We start from the raw sequence: 19,087 nt of genomic DNA, 5'->3' as shown, positions 1-19,087 counted from the left end.
ATAAGGCTCGTACCCCGGCAACCGTATCGCTCTTGTGTTACTTACCCGTCTGGCGCTCTGCTTCCTGCCTTGAGACTGCCGCCTTCACCAGGCCCGCGAAGAGCGGGTGCGGACGCGTCGGGCGCGAGCGCAGCTCCGGGTGCGCCTGGGTGGCGACCAGGTAGGGGTGGACCTCGCGGGGGTACTCGACGTACTCGACGAGCTTGCCGTCCGGGGAGGTGCCGGAGAAGAGGATGCCGGCCTTCTTCTCGAGCTCGGCGCGGTAGGAGTTGTTCACCTCGTAGCGGTGACGGTGACGCTCCTCGACGTACTCCTTGCCGTCGTACACCTCACGGGCGATGGAGCCCTCGGCGAGCTTCGCGGGGTACATGCCCAGGCGCATCGTGCCGCCCATGTCGCCCTCGCCCGCGACGATGTCCAGCTGCTCCGCCATGGTCGAGATGACCGGGTGGGCGGTCGCGGCGTCGAACTCCGTGGAGTTGGCGTCGGGGATGTCCGCGAGGTTGCGGGCGGCCTCGATCACGATGCACTGCAGGCCGAGGCAGAGGCCGAGCAGCGGGATCTTGTTCTCGCGGGCGAAGGTGATGGCGCCGACCTTGCCGGTCACGCCGCGGTCGCCGAAGCCGCCCGGGATGCAGATCGCGTCGACGTCGGCGAGCTGCTTGGCGGCGCCCGCCGGGGTCTTGCAGTCGTCGGAGGTGACCCACTTGACCTTGACGCGGGCGCGGTTGGCGAAGCCGCCCGCGCGCAGCGCCTCGGTCACCGAGAGGTAGGCGTCGGGCAGGTCGATGTACTTGCCCACCAGCGCGATGGTGACCTCGTGGTTCGGGTTGTGCACCCGGTCCAGGAGGTCCTCCCACTGGGTCCAGTTCACGTCGCGGAACGGGAGGTCGAGCTTGCGCACCACGTAGGCGTCGAGGCCCTCGGTGTGCAGGACCTTCGGGATGTCGTAGATCGACTTGGCGTCGACACAGGCGACGACCGCGTCCTCGTCGACGTCGCACATCAGCGAGATCTTGCGCTTGATGGCGGTCGGCACGTCGCGGTCGGCGCGCAGCACGATGGCGTCGGGCTGGATACCGATGTTGCGCAGGGCCGCGACCGAGTGCTGGGTCGGCTTGGTCTTCAGCTCACCGGACGGGCCGATGTAGGGCAGGAGCGAGATGTGCACGACGAAGACGTTGTCGCGGCCGACCTCGTGGCGGACCTGGCGGACGGTCTCCAGGAACGGCAGGGACTCGATGTCGCCGACCGTGCCGCCGACCTCCGTGATGACCACGTCGACGTCGTCGGTGGCCATGCGGCGGATGCGGTGCTTGATCTCGTTCGTGATGTGCGGGATGACCTGGACGGTGTCGCCGAGGTACTCGCCGCGCCGCTCCTTGGCGATGACCTGCGAGTAGACCTGGCCGGTGGTGACGTTCGCCGTGCCGTCGAGGTCGACGTCGAGGAAGCGCTCGTAGTGGCCGATGTCCAGGTCGGTCTCGGCGCCGTCGTTCGTGACGAACACCTCGCCGTGCTGGAAGGGGTTCATCGTGCCGGGGTCGACGTTCAGGTACGGGTCGAGCTTCTGCATGGTGACGCGCAGGCCGCGCGCCTTGAGGAGCGCACCCAGGCTGGAGGCAGTCAGACCCTTGCCGAGGGAAGAGGCGACACCCCCGGTGACGAAGATGTGCTTGGTCGTCGTGGATTTAGGCTGCATAGCCAAAGGGGGGCTCCCGTGGTCGCGGTCTGGAGGGTGCGTACCGGCGCCCTCACCAGGAGTTCGGGGGAGGTGCCGTCGCTGCGGTTCGGGGGTTCAATGACCACCGGCTCACGGGCTACCAGGGTATCAGCGACGGGACGAGGCTGCTTCCGGCCACGCTCGGGCACCTGCGTCACACGTTCCTCACCTGGCGCTCACCCGTTCGGCGCAGCCTGGTTGCCGGGAGCGGCGCGCGGATCAGCGAGGTGCGTCGTATCCTGCTCGGACACTCGCTGGCGAGCCGGTCCGACTAACGGCAATCACCCCCCGTCCGTTCCCCGGAACAAGAGGCTCGTGCAGTTCGTTTTACAGCGAACCCTTGACCGTAGAGCGAGCGCCCCGAGAGGGCGACGTGGCCGTTTGACTGGAGATGCACGTGGCCGGGCGCATCGAGGATTACGCACTCATCGGAGACATGCAGACCGCTGCCCTGGTCTGCCGGGACGGCACAGTCGACTGGCTGTGCCTGCCCCGCTTCGACTCGCACGCCATCTTCGCCGGATTGCTCGGCACGGAGGAGCACGGATTCTGGCGCCTTGGGCCCGCTCACAGCCCCGACGCGCCGCCGCCGACCGCCGCGCGGCGCACGTACCGCGGCGACTCGCTGATCCTGGAATCCGAGTGGGACACCCCGCGCGGCACGGTCCGCGTGACCGATTTCATGCCGCCGCGCGACACGGACGCCCCGCAGCTGGTGCGGATCGTCGAGGGTGTCAGCGGCCGGGTGCCGATGCGCTCCGCCCTGCGGATGCGTTTCAGCTACGGCCGCGTGGTGCCCTGGGTGCACAAGGTCGACGGGCGCACGGTGGCCGTCGCGGGGCCCGACTCGGTGTGGCTCGACACGTCGGCCGAGACCTTCGGCAAGGACCTCACGACGTACTCGGACTTCACGGTCGCGCCCGGTGACCGGATCGCGTTCACCATCTCGTGGCAGCCCTCGCACAAGGAGCCGCCCGCGCCGGCCGAGCCGGAGAACGCCCTGGTGGCCACGGAGGACTTCTGGCGGGAGTGGGTCGAGCACTGCACGTACCACGGCCCGTACCGCGAGGCCGTGGTCCGCTCGCTGATCACGCTGAAGGCCCTGACGTACGCCCCGACGGGCGGCATCGTCGCGGCGCCCACGACATCGCTGCCGGAGGACATCGGCGGCTCCCGCAACTGGGACTACCGCTACACCTGGCTGCGCGACGCCGCCATCACGCTCTCCTCGCTCCTGCGCACCGGGTACCGCGAGGAGGCCCGCGCCTGGCGCGAGTGGCTCCTGCGGGCGGTGGCGGGCGACCCCGAGAACCTGCAGATCATGTACGGCATCGCGGGCGAGCGCGAGCTCGGCGAGGCCGAGCTGGACTGGCTGCCCGGGTACGAGGGCTCGACCCCGGTCCGGGCGGGCAACGGAGCCGCGCACCAGCTCCAGCTCGACGTGTACGGCGAGGTCACCGAGGCCCTGCACCTGGCGCACATGACGGGCCTGGCCCGCAGTGACTACGCCTCGCTGCTCCAGCTCAAGCTCATCCGGTACCTGGAGACGAACTGGGACCAGCCGGACGAGGGCATCTGGGAGGTGCGCGGCCCGCGCCGCCACTTCGTGCACTCCAAGGTGATGTGCTGGGTCGCCGTCGACCGCACGATCAAGCTCATCGAGTCCGGCGACGCGGACGGCCCCCTGGAGAAGTGGCGCGAGCTGCGCGACGACATCCACCGGGACGTCTGCGAGAAGGGCTACGACAAGGAGCGGAACACGTTCACGCAGTCGTACGGCTCCAAGGAGCTGGACGCCTCGCTGCTGCTCATCCCGCAGATGGGCTTCCTGCCGCCCGACGACAAGCGCGTCATCGGCACGATCGAGGCGATCCAGCGGGAGCTCTCGACACCGGACGGCTTCATCCTGCGCTACCCCACCACCGGCGACGACGCGGGCGTGGACGGCCTCGAAGGCGACGAAGGCGCCTTCCTGGCCTGTTCGTTCTGGATGGCGGACGACCTGGCGATGATCGGCCGCGTCGACGAGGCCCGCAAGCTCTTCGAGAAGCTGCTCGCGCTCCGCAACGACCTGGGGCTGCTCGCCGAGGAGTGGGATCCGCGGCAGCAGCGCCAGGTCGGCAACTTCCCGCAGGCGTTCAGCCACGTGCCGCTGATCGACACGGCACTGCGTCTTACGGCCAGCGGGGCGTACGGCGGCTAGCGAGGTCAGCCAGGCCCCTCAGGTCCGGACGGCGACGGGTTCCCCGTCGCCGTCCGTGCGTTCGGCCGCGTCCTCCAGGACGATCCGGCCGATGATCTCGTAGCGGTCGGGGTGCCTCGCCCTCAGATACAGGCCGAGGCCAAGACCCCCGAAGAAGACGAGGCCGACGATCCACGGGATGGCCTTGAAGAAGAGGGAGTCCGCCGCCGTGCCCGCAGCCGTGTCCATGTTGATCACGAGCAGCACGACGACGGCGATCATGCCGATGCCGCCGAGCAGCGGGGCGACCAGGGTCGTGAACCAGTGCCGGTCCTCGGGATGGTTCTTGCGGAAGTAGCCGATGACGGCGAACGAGCAGAGCGTCTGCACGATGAGGATCGCCATCGTGCCGAGGATCGCGAGCAGCGTGTACAGGTGGATGTACGGGTCCTGGCCGGTGAGCCAGAAGGCGGCGACCAGCGCGACGGCGATCGCCGACTGGACGTAGGAGGCGATGTACGGGGAGCCGTGCCTGGGGTGCGTGCGGCCCAGGCCCCGGTGCAGGAATCCCTCGCGCCCGATCGCGTACAGATAGCGCGACGCGCACTGGTGGAAGGCCATGCCGCAGGCGAACGAGCCGGTGATCAGGAGCCATTGGAAGGTGTCGACCGCCCAGGCGCCGATGAAGGTGTGGGCCGGGTCGAAGAACAGGTCGAGCGGGCTCGTGGACTGCGAGACCTTCACCGAACCGGTCAGGCCGTTGCCCGCGATCGTCATCCAGGAGACGTAGATGTAGAACAGGCCGACGCCGACGACCGAGACGAGGGTCGCGCGCGGGATGACCTTCTTGGGGTTGCGGGACTCCTCGCCGTACATGGCGGTGGACTCGAAGCCGACCCACGACCAGAAGGCGAAGAAGAGGCCGAGGCCTGCCGAGGTACCGGTGAAGGCGTTCTTGGGGTTGACCGGTTCGAGGGGGATGCCGTCGGGGCCGCCGCCGTGGATCAGTACGGCGGTGGCGACGGCGAAGAGGACCGCGATCTCGGCGATCAGCATCACGCCGAGCGCCTTCGCGGTGAGGTTGATGTCGAAGTACGACAGGACGACGGTGACGGCGAGCATCGCGCCCGCGTAGAGGATCCACGGCAGGTCGGCGCCGAGCTGATCGTGGACGGTGGTCTTGGCGAAGTACGCGAAGACACCGACGATGGACGCTTCGAAGACGACGTAGGCGAGGACGGCGAGCATCCCGGACGCCATGCCCGCGATGCGGCCGAGGCCGTGCGAGATGTAGCCGTAGAAGGCGCCGGCGGCGGTGATCCGCTTGGCCATGGCGACGTAGCCGACCGAGAAGACGGTCAGGACGAGCGTGGCGAAGAGATAGCCGGCGGGCGCTCCGGTGCCGTTGCCCGCGCCGACGGCGATGGGGAGGTTGCCGGTCATGGCCGTGATGGGCGCCGCGGTGGCGACCGCCATGAAGACGACACCGACGAGGCCGACGGAGTTCGCCTTGAGACGGTGGACCTCGGGCGGAGTGGATTGCTCGGACGTGTGCTCTGGCATGGCGGGCACCCTGCCGTGGAGTGACGTACGCCACAACCGACAGGAGGTCGCGCAATTGACGTCCTGGGGCGACGAGTTGTCGGGGTTTGAGCGGACCAGATCATTCCCGTGACCGGTCGGACATGTTCCCGGAACGAATGCGCAGGTAGCGTCCGCCACATGGACAGTCAGGGCACGCAGGGCACTCAGGGCGGCATCACCGTGCAGCGTGCCCTGGAACTTCCGGGTCTTCGCGGCGGGCTCCCCGAGGTGGTCGCGGGGGCGGACCGGCTGCAGCGCACGGTGCGGTGGGTGCACGCGGGCGAGGTGCCGAACATCGCCTCGCTCCTCAAGGGCGGCGAGCTGCTCCTGACCACGGGCCTCGGCCTCGGCGCACGCCCCGCCGAGCAGCGCGTCTTCGTGCGCAAACTGGCCGAGCGCGGTATCGCGGCGCTCGTCGTGGAGCTCGGCCCGCGCTTCACGCGGCTCCCCGCGGCGATCGTGGAGACGGCGCGCGCGGCGGGCCTTCCGCTGGTGCAGCTGCACCGCGAGGTGCCCTTCGTGACGGTCACGGAGGAGGTCCACACCGAGATCGTCAACGGCCACTACGCACTGCTCCAGCGGGCCGAGGAGGTCCACAGGCGCTGCACGGAGGCGCTGCTCGGCGGGGGCGGCGTGCCCCAAGTCCTCAATGTCCTCGCGGACTTCAGCGGCAACCCGGTGTTCCTGGAGACGCCGGACGGACAGCTTCTGTACGCCGCGGGGGCGGGCACCGAGTGTGCCGATCCCCTCCAGGTGTGGGAGGGGCTGCGGGGCCACCACAAGGACGGGCCGCCCGCGGGCGCGCTGCTCGTGGACGTGCCGGGCGGAGGGCCGGGGTCGAGCTTCGTGCGTGCCCGGCTCGTGCTGCTCGCCGTGGAGTCCGCGCTGCTTCCGGTGCACCGGATCGCGGCGGAGCGGGCCGCGGGCTCGCTCGCGGTGGTCCTGATGCAGGCCCGGCAGGAGGAGGAGCTCGCCGCGCGCGGCCGGGGTGACTTCCTGACCGACCTGGCCGAGGGGCGGATCCAGGCCGACGACGCGCCCGCCCAGGCGCGGGTGCTCGGCTTCAAGCCCGGCGAGAGCCCGCTGCTCCCGGTCGTGATGCGCCTTGCGGACGGGCTGCCGCCCGGGGGCGGCTGGGCCGTGCTCGCGCGGGCGGTGGCGGAGGAGCTCGCGGCGGTGGGGGTGCCGGTGCTGCTCGGCGTACGCCCGGTCGAAGGGCGCGTCCCGCTGCTCCTTGGCCTGCGTACGGAATCCGAACGCACCGCGGTGGCCGACCGGGTCGCCGCCGCGCTGCGGGCGGGCGTGGAGCGGGCGGGGATGCAGCGGGCCGGGGCGCTGCCGCCGGTCGTGGTGGTCGGTGTCGCGGGCGGCTGGGCCGCCGCTTCGGCGGGCCTGCGGCACGCGGCGGAGACGGCGACGGCCGCACAGGGGCTCATCGACCGCCCCTGGTACGACGCTCGGCGCCTGGACATCGACCTGCTCCTGTGGCGCCTGCACAACTACGACGACTCGGCGCTCGCGGCGTTCGTGGACCGCGCGATCGGCCCCTTGCGCACCCACGACCAGCGCTCGAAGCCGCCGCTGCTTCCGACCCTCCAGACGTACCTGGCCCATGCGGGGCGCAAGGCGGAGACGGCGCGCGAACTGCACCTGAACCGCCAGACGCTCTACAACCGCCTCGCCAGGATCAGTGAACTCCTCGGCACGGACCTGGACGACCCGCAGACGGTGCTCGCGCTGAGCCTGGCGCTGCGGGCGCGCAGGCATGTGGCGTAGGCAGGGCCGCGGTCCTCAGGGGTACATGGCGAGGGGCTGCGTCAACTCGTCGTAGACGCTGAGGACTTGGGTGACCGTCTCGTCCTCGGTCGGCCAGGTCGCCGCCTGGGCCGTTCCCTTGTCCTTGAGGCGCTCCCTGAGCGCGGGGTCGGCGAGGAGGCGTGCGACGGCGGTGGCCAGGGCCTCGGCGTCGCCGTACGGGACGAGCGCGGCCGCGTCGCCGACCAGTTCGGGGATACCGCCGACGGCGGTCGCGACGAGCGGCACGCGCGCGTGCAGGGCCTCCTGGGCGAGCACGGAGCGGGACTCCCAGCTGGTGGGCAGCACCACGAGGTCGGCCGCGGCGAGCATGTCGGGCACGTCGTCGCGCCGCCCGACGAGCCGGACGGGAAGGCCTTCGCCCTCGATACGGCGCTGCAGGGCGCCGCGCTCGGGCCCTTCACCGGCGATGACGAGGAGCGGCAGGGGGTCGAGGTGCCGCCACGCGCGCGCTGCCTCCAGGAGGACGTCGTGGCCGCGCTGCCGTTCGAGCGTGCCCACCGTGACGATCAGCGGCCGCCCGACGGCGCCGAGTTCGGCGAGGGCCTTGTGGCGCAGCCCTTCGGCGTCCTCGGCCCCGCCGGCCGCCGCGCGCGGCGCGGGGAGCGTGACGGGGGCGAGGCGTGCGTCCCGCGCGCCCCTGCTGCGGGCGCGGTCGACGAGGTCGGACGAGGTGCCGAGGACCACGGCGGCGGCCTTGGCGACGCGCCGCTCCAGGAGGTGCAGGACGCGGGCGCGCGCCCCTTCCGCGTGCGCGCGGGTGTGCCAGGTGACGACGAGGGGGATGCGGCGGCCGGTGAGCGCGAGGGCGGCGCGGAGCGCGGCATGCAGTCCGTGCGCGTGCACGAGGTCGGCGTCGGCGCAGGCCGTGCGGAGGGAGGCGACGGATGCGGGGTCGCTGCTGCGGGGTACGTGGACGTGCCGGGCGCCGGTGCCCGTCAGGTCGTAGGCGGCGGCCGCCTCGGACGGGGCGCACACCGTGACCCGCACGCCCCGCGCCGCGAGGCCCGCGGTGAGCGACCTGACGTGGGCGCTGCTGCCCGCGCTGCCACCGCCCAGGACTTGCACGGTGTGCAGAGAGGTCTGACCGTGCGGTGAGTGGCTGCTCACGTGGCTCACGTAGCCGGGGCTCCTGGGTCGGCGTCGGGGGGCTGCGCCAAGGATGCCAGTCCGTACGGACGTTCCGGCACCGCCGAAAGGTCTCTTCCGTGTCGGGGCGGGCAACTCCCTGACCCGGATCACCCACACGGGTGAGGACGACGGGTTTCAGCACCGCGGACGATCTGCGGCCCCCGCATCTTCGCAGCGGGGGCGTGCCGGGCGGAAGACTTTCAGGAGGCTCGGCGTGGCCGGGCGGTGGTCTCCGCCGTGGGCGACACTTCCGGACGGCATTTCGGGCGGCATTTCGGGCGACCGAGACGCTAGCCCCAGGCCCCGGCGGCGGCGACCCTCTCGCCGTACGCGGCGGCTGCCACCACACCCGCCGCATGGACGGCGAGCCCCGCGCGGCCGTTGCCCGCGGCGATGGCCGCGCCGAGCGCCGCGCCGAGCGCGTGCGCTCCCGCGTCGCCGATCATGGCGCGCTCCCCGATGTCCTCCGGAAGCACGGCCGCGGCGGCTCCCACGGAGGCGGCGGAGAGGACTCCGGCGGTGCCTGTGCGCAGCAGCCCCGGTGCTCCCAGCGCCACCACCGCTCCGGCGGCCCTTCCCGGGCGTACGTCCACGAGGTTGACGAAGTGCGCGGTGCCCGCGATCACGACGCCCGCGAGGAGCTTGTCCACGGGCCGCTCCTTGAGCAGCGCGCCGGCGGCGAGACCGGCCGCCGAGATCCCGAACAACTTCACGGCCCCGCTGGTCACTTCACCGCCCCGCAGAGCACCCAGGTGCGCTCGAAAGCCCCGGCGCGGGTCGCCTTCGCCCGCCACGTCGTCGTACGCCCCGCACGCCCCGGCGGCGAGGACGGCAAGCGCGGCGGCGGCGCGGGACCGGGCAGGCAGCGCCACGGCTCCGACCGCAGCGCCGAGGGCGGCGGCGGGCCCGGCGTACAACTCCACTGTCCGCCCGGCGTAGTTCTTCCGCTGCCAGCGGTCGGGTCCGCCGGGGGCACGTGAACGCAACGCGGCGGTGGCCGCGCGGGTGCCGGCGGCTGCGGCGAGGAGGGCGGTGAGGCGCCGGGCGGGCTTGCGGTCGATCATGCGGACCAGCGTACTTCCGGCACGACCGGGCTCAGTGGCCACCTGCCCGGCCCCGCTTCAAGACCGGCCGGGCCTCTTCAGCCCACCCGACCCCGCCTTCAGACCGACCGTCTCACCCCTTCAACTCAACCCGGCTCGTCCCACTTCAGGACCGGACGGGAACCCCGTGGCCCGCCCGCCTTCAGACCAGCCCCGCTCACGCCTTCAACCCGGCTCATCCCCCTCCAAGACCGAACGGGAACCCCGTGGCCCGACCCCGCCTTCAGACGGCCGTCTCACCCCTTCAACCCGGCTCATCCCACTTCAAGACCGGACGGGAAGCCCGTGACCCGCCCGCCTTCAGACCAGCCCCGCTCACGCCTTCAACCCGGCTCATCCCGCTTCAAGACCGGACGGGAACCCCGTCGCTCGATCCCGCCTTCAGACCGGCCTCTCACGCTTCACTCCGACCAGCCTCGCCTTCAGACCGGCCGGTCCCCTCTCAGCCCGTCCGGCGTTTGAGGACGAACTCGGCGAAGCCGGTGATCGACGGTGCGCACCGGATGGACGGCACTCACCGGCCGCCCGAGGCCCCCGGCCAGCAACCGCTATCCGTCCCCCCGAGCCGTGGCCAGCAACTCCTCCGCATGGGCCCGAGCCGTCTCCGAGTCCTCCTGGCCGGCCAGCATCCGGGACAACTCCCGCACCCGGTCCTCGCCTTCGAGCACGAGAACCCCGGACCGCGTCACGGACCCGTCATTCGTCTTCTCCACCAGCAGCTGCCGGTCGGCGAACGCCGCCACCTGAGGCAGGTGCGTCACGACCACGACCTGCGCGGACTTCGCGAGCCTGGCGAGCCTGCGGCCGATCTCGACCGCGGCCTTGCCGCCGACGCCCGCGTCGACCTCGTCGAAGAGGTACGTCGGAACGGGATCCGTGCCAGCGAAGACGACCTCGACGGCGAGCATCACGCGCGACAGCTCACCGCCGGACGCACCCTTGGCGATCGGCCGCGGCGGGGCGCCCGGATGCGGGGCCAGGAGGAGTTCCACCTCGTCGACACCCGCCGGACCGTACGCGACGAGGCGCCCGTCGACCGGCACGCCGTCCCCGCCCTCGGGCACCTCCGTGGCGGTGATGTCGATCGTCACGCGCGCGTGCGGCATCGCGAGCGAGGCGAGCTCTTCGGTGACGGCCGCCGCGAACCGCGACGCAGCCTCCTGACGCGCGTCGGTCAACGCCTGCGCGAGCCCCGCCAGTTCGGCCCGGAGCGCGTCCCGCTCTGCGGTCAGCTCCTCAAGACGGTCGTCGTCGCCCTCCAGTTCGGTGAGCCGCGCGGCCCCCTCCTCGGCCCAGGCGAGCACGGTGTCGATGTCGGAGCCGTACTTCCGGGTCAGCTGGGTGAGCGCGGCCCGCCGCTCCTCCACCGCCGCGAGGCGCAGGGGATCGGCGTCGAGGTCGTCCGCGTACCCCGCGAGCTCCCCCGCCACATCGCCGAGCAGGATCCCGATCTCACCGATCCGCTCGGCGAGGGCGGCCAGGACGGGGTCGTGCGAACGCACCGCTTCAAGGGCCCTGTGGGCGCCCGCGACCAGCGTCGTGGCGTCGACGCCCTCCGGGTCCTCGGGGTTGCCCGCGAGCGCGGCGTGCGCGGACGTGGCGGCGGAGGCGAGGGCCTCCGCGTGGCCGAGCCGCTCGGCCTCCGCGGACAGTTCGGTGTCCTCGCCCGCGCGCGGCTCGACGCCCGCGACCTCGTCGAGGCCGAAGCGCAGCAGATCGGCCTCCTGGGCCCGTTCACGCGCACGCGTGGTGATCTCGTCGACCTCGGTCGTCACGGCCCGCAGCCTGCGGTACGCCGCCGTGTACTTGGCCAGCGGCACGGTGACCGCGTCGCCCGCGTACCGGTCGAGCGCCCCGCGCTGCCTGGCCGGTTTGAGCAGCCCCTGCTGGTCCGTCTGACCGTGCACCGCGACGAGGTCGTCGGCGAGCTCGGACAGCAGACCCACCGGGACCGACCGCCCGCCGAGATGCGCGCGGGATCTCCCCTCCGCCGAGACGGTACGGCTGATCAGCAGCGCCCCGTCGTCGAGTTCGGCCCCGGCCTCCTCCGCACGCACGGCGGCCGAAGCGCCCGCGGGCACAGTGATCCGCCCCTCCACCACCGCCGCCTTGGCGCCGATCCGCACCAAGGCGGGATCCGCGCGTCCGCCGAGCAGCAGGCCAAGGCTGGTGACCACCATCGTCTTGCCCGCACCGGTCTCGCCGGTCACGGCGGTGAACCCCGGCGACAACTCGACCACTGCGTCGTCGATGACTCCGAGCGACCGTATCCGCATCTCCTCCAACACGGACACGACCTTACGAGGTCATGGGCCAGGTGTGCGACGGCCCCTGGTCTCCTTCCACCTTCCTTCCACGAAGACGCAGGTGGCAAAGGCGGACCGAACGGACGCTGTCACCCGCAGGGGGTGAAGATCCCTGTGGTGATCCCTGTGGTGATCCCTGTGATGATCCCGGGGGGGGATTACCCCACCACGATCTTCCTGACAGCCTCCTGGTGGACGGGGGTCCCAGCGCCCCACCATGATCGGTATGGGAACGGGACTGGCACAGGCGGCGCTGCGTGCGCATCGCCCGGCATTCGTGGGCACGGCGGTGGCCGCGCTCTTCGCGGCGACCGTGGTGAGCGCATCGACAATGATGCTCGGCACGACGGGCACCGACGGGCTCTCCGCGCGGGCCCGCAGACAGATCACCGAGAACGGCGTCGGCGACATGGCCGTCGTCCTTCTGATCGGTTCGGTCTACATGTCGATATTCGTGGTCGCGTCGACCATGGGCACGGCCGTCACGCAGCAGCACCGCGAGCTCGCCATGGTGCGCTCCATCGGCGCCAAGCCCCGCCAGATCCGCCGCGCGGTGGCCGTCCAGGCCCTCGCCGCGTCGATCCCGGCGGCGCTCGCCGGCTTCGTCATCGGCGGCTTCGCCGCGCGCTGGTGGCACGCGGGCATGGTCTCGCACGGACTGCTCCCCGCCGAGGCGGAGTTCCGGTTCGGCTGGGTCGCCCTGCCGGTGTGCCTGGGCGTGGCCGTGGTGACGACGACGCTCGCCGCGGTCCTCTCGGCGCTGCGGTTCTCGCTCCTTCGCCCGGCCCGCGCCCTGAGCGAGGCGGCGACCGGACGGCGGGGGCTCGGCATGCTCCGGGCGCCGCTCGGCCTCGTCGCGGTCGCGGGAGCCTGCGCGGTCTCGGTGCTCCTCTCGAAGCAGCCCGCGGACGAGGCGAGCGAGGGGGCGTTCCTCGTCCTGATCCTCTTCTGCGTCGGCGCGGGGCTCCTCGGCCCGCGGATCATCGGGCCCGCGGCCTGGGTGGTCTCCGCGCTGGTGGGCCGGTTCGGCGCCGGCGCGCGCCTGGCGATGCTCAACGTCCGCTCGCAGCCCCGCCGTTTCTCCGCCGCGGTCGTGCCGCTCGTCCTGGTCGTGGGCTTCGGCCTGACCAAGATCGGCATGCACACCACGGCGCAGCACCACACGGGCTCGGCGGGCAGCACGGGCGAGGTCTGGCTCGACTACGTGGGCACGGGTCTGTACGCGGGCTTCGCCGCGATCGCCGCGGCGAACACCCTCGCCATGATCTCCTTCGAGCGCCGCCGCGACGTCGCCCTGCTGCGCGTGGTCGGCAGCCGGCGCGCGCAGGTGCGGGCGATGGCGGCCGGGGAGGCGGTGGTCGTCGCGGGCACCGCGCTGCTGCTGGGCACCGCGATCGCGCTCGGCACGCTGGCGCCCATCCTGAGCACGGCCTTCGGCTCGTCGCTCCCCCACCTGCCGTGGGGCGTGCCGACGGGGATAGCGGCGGGCACATTGCTGCTCACACTGCTGGCGACGGGCCTTCCGGTGAGCGCGGTCATGAGAAAGCGGCCCATCTCAGTGGTCTGCTCCACGTGACCGCGGCGAGGCTGGCCCCGTAAGGGGCACGGGGCTGTCACATGTGCGGCTCCGCCACGTGGGCGCGACCAGCCCCCACCGAGCCCGCAGGTGACACCTGCGCCCCGTAAGGGGCGCGGGGAACTGCGCGACCAGCCCCCACCGAGCCCGCAGGAGACGACCGCACCCCCGCCCAGCACCGCACCCCCACCGGGCCCCCAGGCCAGCACCGCACCCCCCAGCGGAGCGCTAGTGCGGAGCCCCCCGCCACCCCGACACCGGCAGGGCGAACTTCGCCACGAGCCGGTCGGTGAACGACGCGTGGTGCAGCCGCGCGAGCCGCACCGGCACCCCGCCCCTGCGCACCTCGACCCGGGCCCCCGGCGGCAGTTCCACGGTCCGCCGCCCGTCGCACCAAAGGACCCCGTGCGGCGTGTGCTGCTGGACCTCGACGGCGAGCACCGAGTCCGGCGAGGTCACCAGGGGCTTGGCGAACAGGGCGTGGGCGCTGATCGGCACCATCAGGAGCGCCTCCACCTCGGGCCACACCACGGGCCCGCCCGCGGAGAAGGCGTACGCGGTGGAGCCGGTCGGCGTCGCGCACACGATGCCGTCGCAGCCGAAGCCCGTGACCGGACGCCCGTCGATCTCCAGGACGACCTCGAGCATCCGCTCGGCCGACATCTTCTGCACGGCGGCTTCGTTGAGCGCCCAGTCGCGGTGCACGACATCGCCGTTGCTGTGCACGACGACGTCGATGGTCATCCGCTCCTCGACCTCGTACGCCTTCGTCACCACCCGGTCGACGACCTTGTCGAGGTCGTCGCGCTCGGCCTCGGCGAGGAAGCCGACGCGCCCCAGGTTCACGCCGAGCATCGGCACACCGGAGGCGCGGGCGAACTCGGCGCCACGCAACAAGGTGCCGTCGCCACCGAGCACGACGAGCAGTTCACAGCCGTCCAGGCACTGCGGGGTGGCCTCCTTCACGGTGCCGACCTCGGGCGGCAGCGGCAGATCGGCCGCCTCCGCCTCCAGGACCCGTACGCCGATGCCGCTGCGCAGCAGCCCCTGGACGACGAGTTCGGCACTGCGGATGGCGGCAGGCCGTCCGGTGTGCGCGAGCAGGAAAACGGTACGAGCTCGGGTCTGGGTCTCTCGGGTGTCAGTCAACGGGGCCCCTCCGCCACGGCACGGTCTACGTCCGCCGGGTCGAGTTCGGGCGCCCCGGCACGCAGCCACAGAAAGTACTCGACATTTCCGGAAGGTCCGGGCAGCGGGCTCGCGGTCACGCCACGCACACCGAGCCCGAGCCCCCACGCCTGCCTCGCCACGCCGCGTACGGCGTCGGCCCGCAGCTGCGTGCTGCGCACCACACCGCCGCTGCCCAGGCGCTCCTTGCCGACCTCGAACTGCGGCTTGACCATCAGGACCAGGTCGGCGTCCGGGGCGGCACACCGCACGAGGGCGGGAAGCACCAGGCCGAGCGGGATGAACGAGAGGTCGCCGACGACCAGGTCGACGGGGGTCCCGTCGATGGCCTCCAGCGTCAACTCCCGTACGTTCGTGCGGTCCTTGACGGTGACCCGGTCGTCGCTCTGCAGCGACCAGGCGAGTTGGCCGTACCCGACGTCCACGGCGACGACGCCCGAGGCACCGGCGCGCAGCAGCACATCGGTGAAGCCGCCGGTGGACGCGCCCGCGTCGAGCGCGCGCCGCCCCTCGACGACCAGGCCCTGCGGCACGAACGCGGCGAACGCGCCCGCCAGCTTGTGGCCGCCGCGCGAGACGTAGTCGGGATCGCTGTCGTCGGTCGCGACCACGATGGCTGCGGCGGTCTCCACCTGCGTCGCGGGCTTCGTCGCGGTGTTCTTGTCGACGGTCACCCGCCCTGCGGCGATCAGCTGGCTGGCGTGCTCGCGCGAGCGCGCCAGCTTGCGCCGGACCAGCTCGGCGTCGAGGCGGCGGCGTGCCACTCCTGCCACGTTCTGTTCAGCTCCTGTTGTACGGGGGTGAGTGCTGGGACGAAGCCGCGGTCGTCCCCATGGGTGAGGGCGCCGGCGGCCCGGGGCGTGCGTCGAGCGCGGTCAGCGCGTCACGCAGTCCCCGGTGTACATCCTCGTACACCTCGATGTGGCCGTCCGTGGCGAGGTGGTCGGCGTCGCCGAGACGCGTGAGCAGGCCGTCGACCTCCGCGTCACCGGTCGGCACCCGCTCCACCCCGAGCGGGGCGGGTCCCACGGGGTCGTACGTCTCGGCCCGCACCTCGGCGGCGGCCTCGGGCTCCACCGGCTCGGGCTCGGGGCCCGGCATCGAGTCGCTCATGCCCAGACGCTACCCCGAAGCGCTGCGGTACCGTCGATCACGATGGCGACGATCGAAGAGTGCCGCACGGCGCTCGACACACTCTCGGACAACCTGGCGGGCGCCGAGGGCGGCGTGCGCAGCGCGGCCGCGCTCAACCGCTCGCTCAGCTGCCGCATCACCGATCTTGACGTGACCTTCACGGGCCGCCTCGAGAACGGCCGGATCACGGTGCTCGACACGCATCCCGGCCCCCCTCGCGAGAAGGCCGAGATCCGCCTCACCATGTCCGGCGACGACCTGGTGGCGATGGTGGACGGCGAGCTGAACTTCGCGAAGGCCTGGGCCTCCGGCCGGGTCAAGCTGGAGGCGGGCCTGCGCGACTTGCTCCGCCTCAGGTCGCTGCTTTAGCCCCGGTGTCGGCAGTCGCCTTCGGCTTCGTACGTCCGCGCCGTGACGCCGGCACCACGAGCGGCGTCCCCGACTCCGGGTCGTCGATGATCTGGCAGTCCATCCCGAAGGTGTCCCGGACCAGCTCCGCGGTGACGATCTCGGACGGCGCGCCCTCGGCCACGACCTCGCCCTCACGCAGGGCGATGAGGTGGGTGGCGTACCGGGCCGCGTGGTTGAGGTCGTGCAGGACGGCGACGAGCGTGCGGCCTTGCTCCTCGTGCAGGTCGGCGCAGAGGTCGAGCACGTCTATCTGGTGCTGGATGTCGAGGTACGTGGTCGGCTCGTCCAGGAGCAGCAACGGAGTCTGCTGGGCGAGCGCCATCGCGATCCACACGCGCTGGCGCTGGCCGCCCGAGAGTTCGTCGACATAGCGATCGGCCAGCTCGGCGACGCCGGTCGACGCCATGGACTCGCCCACGATCCGCTCGTCCTCCGGCGACCACTGGCGGAGGAGTCCCTGGTGCGGATAGCGTCCGCGCGCCACCAGGTCGCCCACCGTGATCCCGTCGGGCGCGATCGACGACTGCGGGAGCAGGCCGAGCGTGCGCGCCACCTTCTTCGCGGGCATCGACTGGATGACGTTGCCGTCGAGCAGGACACGTCCTGCGGAGGGCTTGAGCATCCGGGACAGGGCGCGCAGCAGGGTGGACTTGCCGCAGGCGTTCGGGCCGACGATCACCGTGAAGGAGTTGTCGGGGATCTCGACGGACAACTTCTCCGCGATGACGCGCTGGTCGTAGCCCAGTGTCACGTCGTCCGCGATGAGCCGGTTCACTGCGGCACGCTCCTGCCTGTCGGTGCTCTCAGAGGTATTCGTGTTCGTGGCCGTACGCGTCTTCATATCCGCCCCGCCTTGCGCTCGATGACGAGGAGCCACAGCAGATAGATGCCGCCGAGTACGCCCGTGACCACGCCGACGGGCAGCTGGTCGGCGCCGAACGCCCGCTGGGACGCCCAGTCCGCGACGATCAGCAGGGTGGCGCCCATGAACATCGCGGGCATGAGGTTGGGTCCCGGCGAGCGGGTGAGCCGCTTGGCCAGCTGCGGCGCGGTGAGCGCGACGAAGGCGACGGGGCCCGCCGCGGCGGTCGCGGCCGCGGTGAGCAGCACCGCCGAGCCCATCAGGACGATGCGGGTGCGCTCCACGGGCACCCCGAGCGCGTAACCGACGTCGTCGCCCATCTCCAGCATCCGCAGCGGACGGGCGTACGTCATGACGAGCGGTACGAGGATCGCGCACAGGACGAGCAGCGGCCAGACCTGGTCCCAGTCCCGGCCGTTGAGGGAGCCGGTCATCCAGACGACGGCGCGCGCGGCGTCGACGAGGTCCGCCTTGGTGAGCAGATAACCGTTGATCGCGGTGACGAACGCGGAGACACCGATGCCGACGAGGACGAACCGGAAGCCGTGCACGCCCCGCTTCCAGGCGAGCACGTAGATCGCGAAGCCGGTCACCAGGCCGCCCACGAGCGCGCCCCCGGCGACCTGCACAGCGGTGCCCTGGAAGAGGACGATCATGATGAGCGCGCCCGCGGTGGACCCCTGCCCGAGGCCGAGGATGTCCGGACTGCCCAGCGGATTGCGCGAGATGGACTGGAAGATCGCGCCGCCGAGCCCGAGCGCGGCACCCACCAGGAGGCCGACGAGGACCCGCGGAAGGCGCAGGTCGTTGATGATGAACTCCTGCCCGGCGTCTCCGTTGCCGAGCAGGGTGCGGATGACGTCGGCCGTGGGGATGTAGAAGTCGCCGGTGCCGATCAGGACGACGCTCGCAGCGAGCGCGGCCACGATGAGCACGGCGACGACCACGGCCGTGCGGACGTCGAGACGGAAGCTGAGTCCGCCCCGGGTGCGTATCGCCTTCACAGCTGAGCCAGCCTCCGCCGTCGTACGAGAAAGATGAAGACCGGAGCGCCGATCAACGCGGTGATGATGCCGACCTGCAGTTCGGCGGGGCGCGCGACGACGCGCCCGATGACGTCGGCGCCGAGCAGCAGGACCGGCGAGAGGATCGCCGCGTACGGCAGGATCCAGCGCATGTCGGGCCCGGTGAAGGAGCGCACGACGTGCGGCACCATCAGGCCGACGAACATGATGGGCCCGCAGGCCGCGGTCGCGGCCCCGCAGAGCAGGGTCGCGGCGGCCATGGACAGGGCGCGGGTGCGGTTCAGATGGGCGCCGAGAGCGCGGGCGGTGTCGTCGCCCATGGCCATGGCGTTGAGCGGCCGGGCCAGGCCCAGGGCGAGCACGATGCCGACCACCAGGAAGGGCAGGACCTGCAGGATGGTCTCGGTCTTGGCCGATGCGAGGGAGCCGACCGTCCAGAAGCGCATCTTGTTGAGCGCGGCGTTGTCGGTGATCATCACGGCCTGCAGATAGCCGTAGAGCGCGGCGCTCAGGGCGGTTCCGGCGAGCGCGAGCCGCACGGGCGTCGCGTTGCGGGTCCCGCCGAGGGCGTAGACGGCGGCGCCGACCACGGCCGCTCCGGCGAAGGCGAACCACACATAGCCGCTCAGGGAGGTGACGCCGAAGAAGCTGATGGCGGTGACGACGGCGGCCGAAGCGCCGAGGTTGATGCCGAGCAGCCCCGGGTCGGCGAGCGGATTGCGCGTCAGCGCCTGGAGGACGGCCCCGGCGAGGCCGAGGGCCACACCGACGAGCACGCCGAGCAGCGTCCGCGAGAGCCGCTCTCCGACGACGACATCGCCGTACGTCCCGGTGTCCTGGAACAGACCGTGCCAGACCTGGTCGAGGGACATCTGTTTGGCACCGACCGCGATGCTCGCCACGACGACGAGCAGCAGCACACAGACCGAGACGAGGAGCCCGGCGCTGCGTATCGCGCGGCGGTTGGGTGGCGCGGGGGCACTCTCCGCGCTGGCTTCGGGGGGACTGTCGACCAACACCAGGTTAGGTTAGCCTACCCTCGCACTC

The 19,087-nt window shown here is 71.9% G+C and carries 15 protein-coding genes; 4 read left to right on the top strand and 11 right to left on the bottom strand.

The genetic code is table 11. The features are described 5' to 3' along the window. Positions 1 to 37 precede the first annotated feature (37 nt). On the bottom strand, positions 38 to 1,702 hold the full coding sequence (gene pyrG, locus M4V62_RS32680; RefSeq protein ID WP_249590791.1) for a CTP synthase: 1,665 nt from the start codon (positions 1,700 to 1,702) through the stop codon (positions 38 to 40). Between the two features lie 412 nt (positions 1,703 to 2,114). On the opposite strand from pyrG, the gene M4V62_RS32675 reads away from it, so the two are divergent. Beyond that, positions 2,115 to 3,926 carry a glycoside hydrolase family 15 protein gene (locus M4V62_RS32675; RefSeq protein WP_249590790.1) on the top strand — a complete coding sequence of 604 codons (1,812 nt, stop codon included), beginning with the start codon at positions 2,115 to 2,117 and terminating at the stop codon, positions 3,924 to 3,926. Between the two features lie 18 nt (positions 3,927 to 3,944). On the opposite strand, the gene M4V62_RS32670 is transcribed toward M4V62_RS32675, so the two are convergent. Continuing rightward, complete coding sequence (locus tag M4V62_RS32670; protein WP_249590789.1) at positions 3,945 to 5,468, bottom strand: APC family permease; 1,524 nt, start codon at positions 5,466 to 5,468, stop codon at positions 3,945 to 3,947. A gap of 159 nt (positions 5,469 to 5,627) precedes the next feature. Between M4V62_RS32670 and M4V62_RS32665 the strand changes: the two genes are divergently transcribed. Beyond that, positions 5,628 to 7,265: a PucR family transcriptional regulator gene (locus tag M4V62_RS32665; protein ID WP_249590788.1), complete on the top strand. Its 1,638-nt coding sequence runs from the start codon at positions 5,628 to 5,630 to the stop codon at positions 7,263 to 7,265. A gap of 15 nt (positions 7,266 to 7,280) precedes the next feature. On the opposite strand, the gene M4V62_RS32660 is transcribed toward M4V62_RS32665, so the two are convergent. The 3 genes from M4V62_RS32660 to recN all read right to left on the bottom strand — a co-directional run bounded on the left by M4V62_RS32660 (position 7,281) and on the right by recN (position 11,814). Beyond that, positions 7,281 to 8,423 carry a glycosyltransferase family 4 protein gene (locus tag M4V62_RS32660; RefSeq protein ID WP_249590787.1) on the bottom strand — a complete coding sequence of 381 codons (1,143 nt, stop codon included), beginning with the start codon at positions 8,421 to 8,423 and terminating at the stop codon, positions 7,281 to 7,283. Positions 8,424 to 8,725: 302 nt separating this feature from the next. Continuing rightward, the gene (locus tag M4V62_RS32655) at positions 8,726 to 9,499 is read right to left on the bottom strand and encodes a hypothetical protein (protein ID WP_249590786.1); all 774 of its coding nucleotides are present in this window, start codon (positions 9,497 to 9,499) and stop codon (positions 8,726 to 8,728) included. A gap of 587 nt (positions 9,500 to 10,086) precedes the next feature. Continuing rightward, positions 10,087 to 11,814: a DNA repair protein RecN gene (recN, locus tag M4V62_RS32650; RefSeq protein WP_249593105.1), complete on the bottom strand. Its 1,728-nt coding sequence runs from the start codon at positions 11,812 to 11,814 to the stop codon at positions 10,087 to 10,089. 256 nt (positions 11,815 to 12,070) lie between these two features. Here recN and M4V62_RS32645 point away from each other — a divergent pair, with 256 nt between their 5' ends. Then, on the top strand, positions 12,071 to 13,420 hold the full coding sequence (locus M4V62_RS32645) for an FtsX-like permease family protein (protein WP_249590785.1): 1,350 nt from the start codon (positions 12,071 to 12,073) through the stop codon (positions 13,418 to 13,420). A 228-nt stretch (positions 13,421 to 13,648) separates the two neighbouring features. On the opposite strand, the gene M4V62_RS32640 is transcribed toward M4V62_RS32645, so the two are convergent. The 3 genes from M4V62_RS32640 to M4V62_RS32630 are packed head-to-tail and all read right to left on the bottom strand — an operon-like array spanning position 13,649 to position 15,721. After that, the gene (locus M4V62_RS32640) at positions 13,649 to 14,569 is read right to left on the bottom strand and encodes an NAD kinase (RefSeq protein WP_249590784.1); all 921 of its coding nucleotides are present in this window, start codon (positions 14,567 to 14,569) and stop codon (positions 13,649 to 13,651) included. Continuing rightward, positions 14,566 to 15,381 carry a TlyA family RNA methyltransferase gene (locus M4V62_RS32635; RefSeq protein WP_249590783.1) on the bottom strand — a complete coding sequence of 272 codons (816 nt, stop codon included), beginning with the start codon at positions 15,379 to 15,381 and terminating at the stop codon, positions 14,566 to 14,568. The genes M4V62_RS32640 and M4V62_RS32635 overlap by 4 nt, the downstream gene beginning before the upstream one ends. Positions 15,382 to 15,388: 7 nt before the next feature. Further along, entirely contained in the window at positions 15,389 to 15,721 is a 333-nt protein-coding gene (locus M4V62_RS32630; RefSeq protein WP_249590782.1) for a hypothetical protein, read from the bottom strand. A gap of 42 nt (positions 15,722 to 15,763) precedes the next feature. On the opposite strand from M4V62_RS32630, the gene M4V62_RS32625 reads away from it, so the two are divergent. Beyond that, entirely contained in the window at positions 15,764 to 16,111 is a 348-nt protein-coding gene (locus M4V62_RS32625) for an alkyl sulfatase C-terminal domain-containing protein (RefSeq protein ID WP_249590781.1), read from the top strand. Here M4V62_RS32625 and M4V62_RS32620 read toward each other — a convergent pair. The 3 genes from M4V62_RS32620 to M4V62_RS32610 are packed head-to-tail and all read right to left on the bottom strand — an operon-like array spanning position 16,095 to position 19,059. Continuing rightward, positions 16,095 to 16,994 (bottom strand): ABC transporter ATP-binding protein, encoded by a 900-nt coding sequence (locus M4V62_RS32620; RefSeq protein WP_249590780.1) that lies wholly within the window; start codon positions 16,992 to 16,994, stop codon positions 16,095 to 16,097. The two genes, M4V62_RS32625 and M4V62_RS32620, sit on opposite strands and share 17 nt — an antisense overlap. Continuing rightward, complete coding sequence (locus M4V62_RS32615; RefSeq protein WP_249590779.1) at positions 16,991 to 18,019, bottom strand: FecCD family ABC transporter permease; 1,029 nt, start codon at positions 18,017 to 18,019, stop codon at positions 16,991 to 16,993. The genes M4V62_RS32620 and M4V62_RS32615 overlap by 4 nt, the downstream gene beginning before the upstream one ends. Next, positions 18,016 to 19,059 (bottom strand): FecCD family ABC transporter permease, encoded by a 1,044-nt coding sequence (locus M4V62_RS32610; protein ID WP_249590778.1) that lies wholly within the window; start codon positions 19,057 to 19,059, stop codon positions 18,016 to 18,018. Before M4V62_RS32610 ends, M4V62_RS32615 begins: the two co-directional genes overlap by 4 nt. Positions 19,060 to 19,087: the final 28 nt, after the last annotated feature.

The organism is Streptomyces durmitorensis, assembly GCF_023498005.1.
Classification (GTDB): domain Bacteria; phylum Actinomycetota; class Actinomycetes; order Streptomycetales; family Streptomycetaceae; genus Streptomyces; species Streptomyces durmitorensis.
The sequence above is the reverse complement of the archived record's forward strand: the minus strand, read 5'-3'. Positions and strand labels throughout refer to the sequence as shown.

What these genes read in the sequence shown, in the direction of transcription:
- M4V62_RS32670 (WP_249590789.1), bottom strand. Translation starts at nt 5,468, where the DNA reads ATGCCAGAGCACACGTCCGAGCAATCCACTCCGCCCGAGGTCCACCGT.
- recN (WP_249593105.1), bottom strand. Translation starts at nt 11,814, where the DNA reads ATGCGGATACGGTCGCTCGGAGTCATCGACGACGCAGTGGTCGAGTTG.
- M4V62_RS32625 (WP_249590781.1), top strand. Translation starts at nt 15,764, where the DNA reads ATGGCGACGATCGAAGAGTGCCGCACGGCGCTCGACACACTCTCGGAC.
- M4V62_RS32630 (WP_249590782.1), bottom strand. Translation starts at nt 15,721, where the DNA reads ATGAGCGACTCGATGCCGGGCCCCGAGCCCGAGCCGGTGGAGCCCGAG.
- M4V62_RS32675 (WP_249590790.1), top strand. Translation starts at nt 2,115, where the DNA reads ATGCACGTGGCCGGGCGCATCGAGGATTACGCACTCATCGGAGACATG.
- pyrG (WP_249590791.1), bottom strand. Translation starts at nt 1,702, where the DNA reads ATGCAGCCTAAATCCACGACGACCAAGCACATCTTCGTCACCGGGGGT.
- M4V62_RS32665 (WP_249590788.1), top strand. Translation starts at nt 5,628, where the DNA reads ATGGACAGTCAGGGCACGCAGGGCACTCAGGGCGGCATCACCGTGCAG.
- M4V62_RS32620 (WP_249590780.1), bottom strand. Translation starts at nt 16,994, where the DNA reads ATGAAGACGCGTACGGCCACGAACACGAATACCTCTGAGAGCACCGAC.
- M4V62_RS32645 (WP_249590785.1), top strand. Translation starts at nt 12,071, where the DNA reads ATGGGAACGGGACTGGCACAGGCGGCGCTGCGTGCGCATCGCCCGGCA.
- M4V62_RS32655 (WP_249590786.1), bottom strand. Translation starts at nt 9,499, where the DNA reads ATGATCGACCGCAAGCCCGCCCGGCGCCTCACCGCCCTCCTCGCCGCA.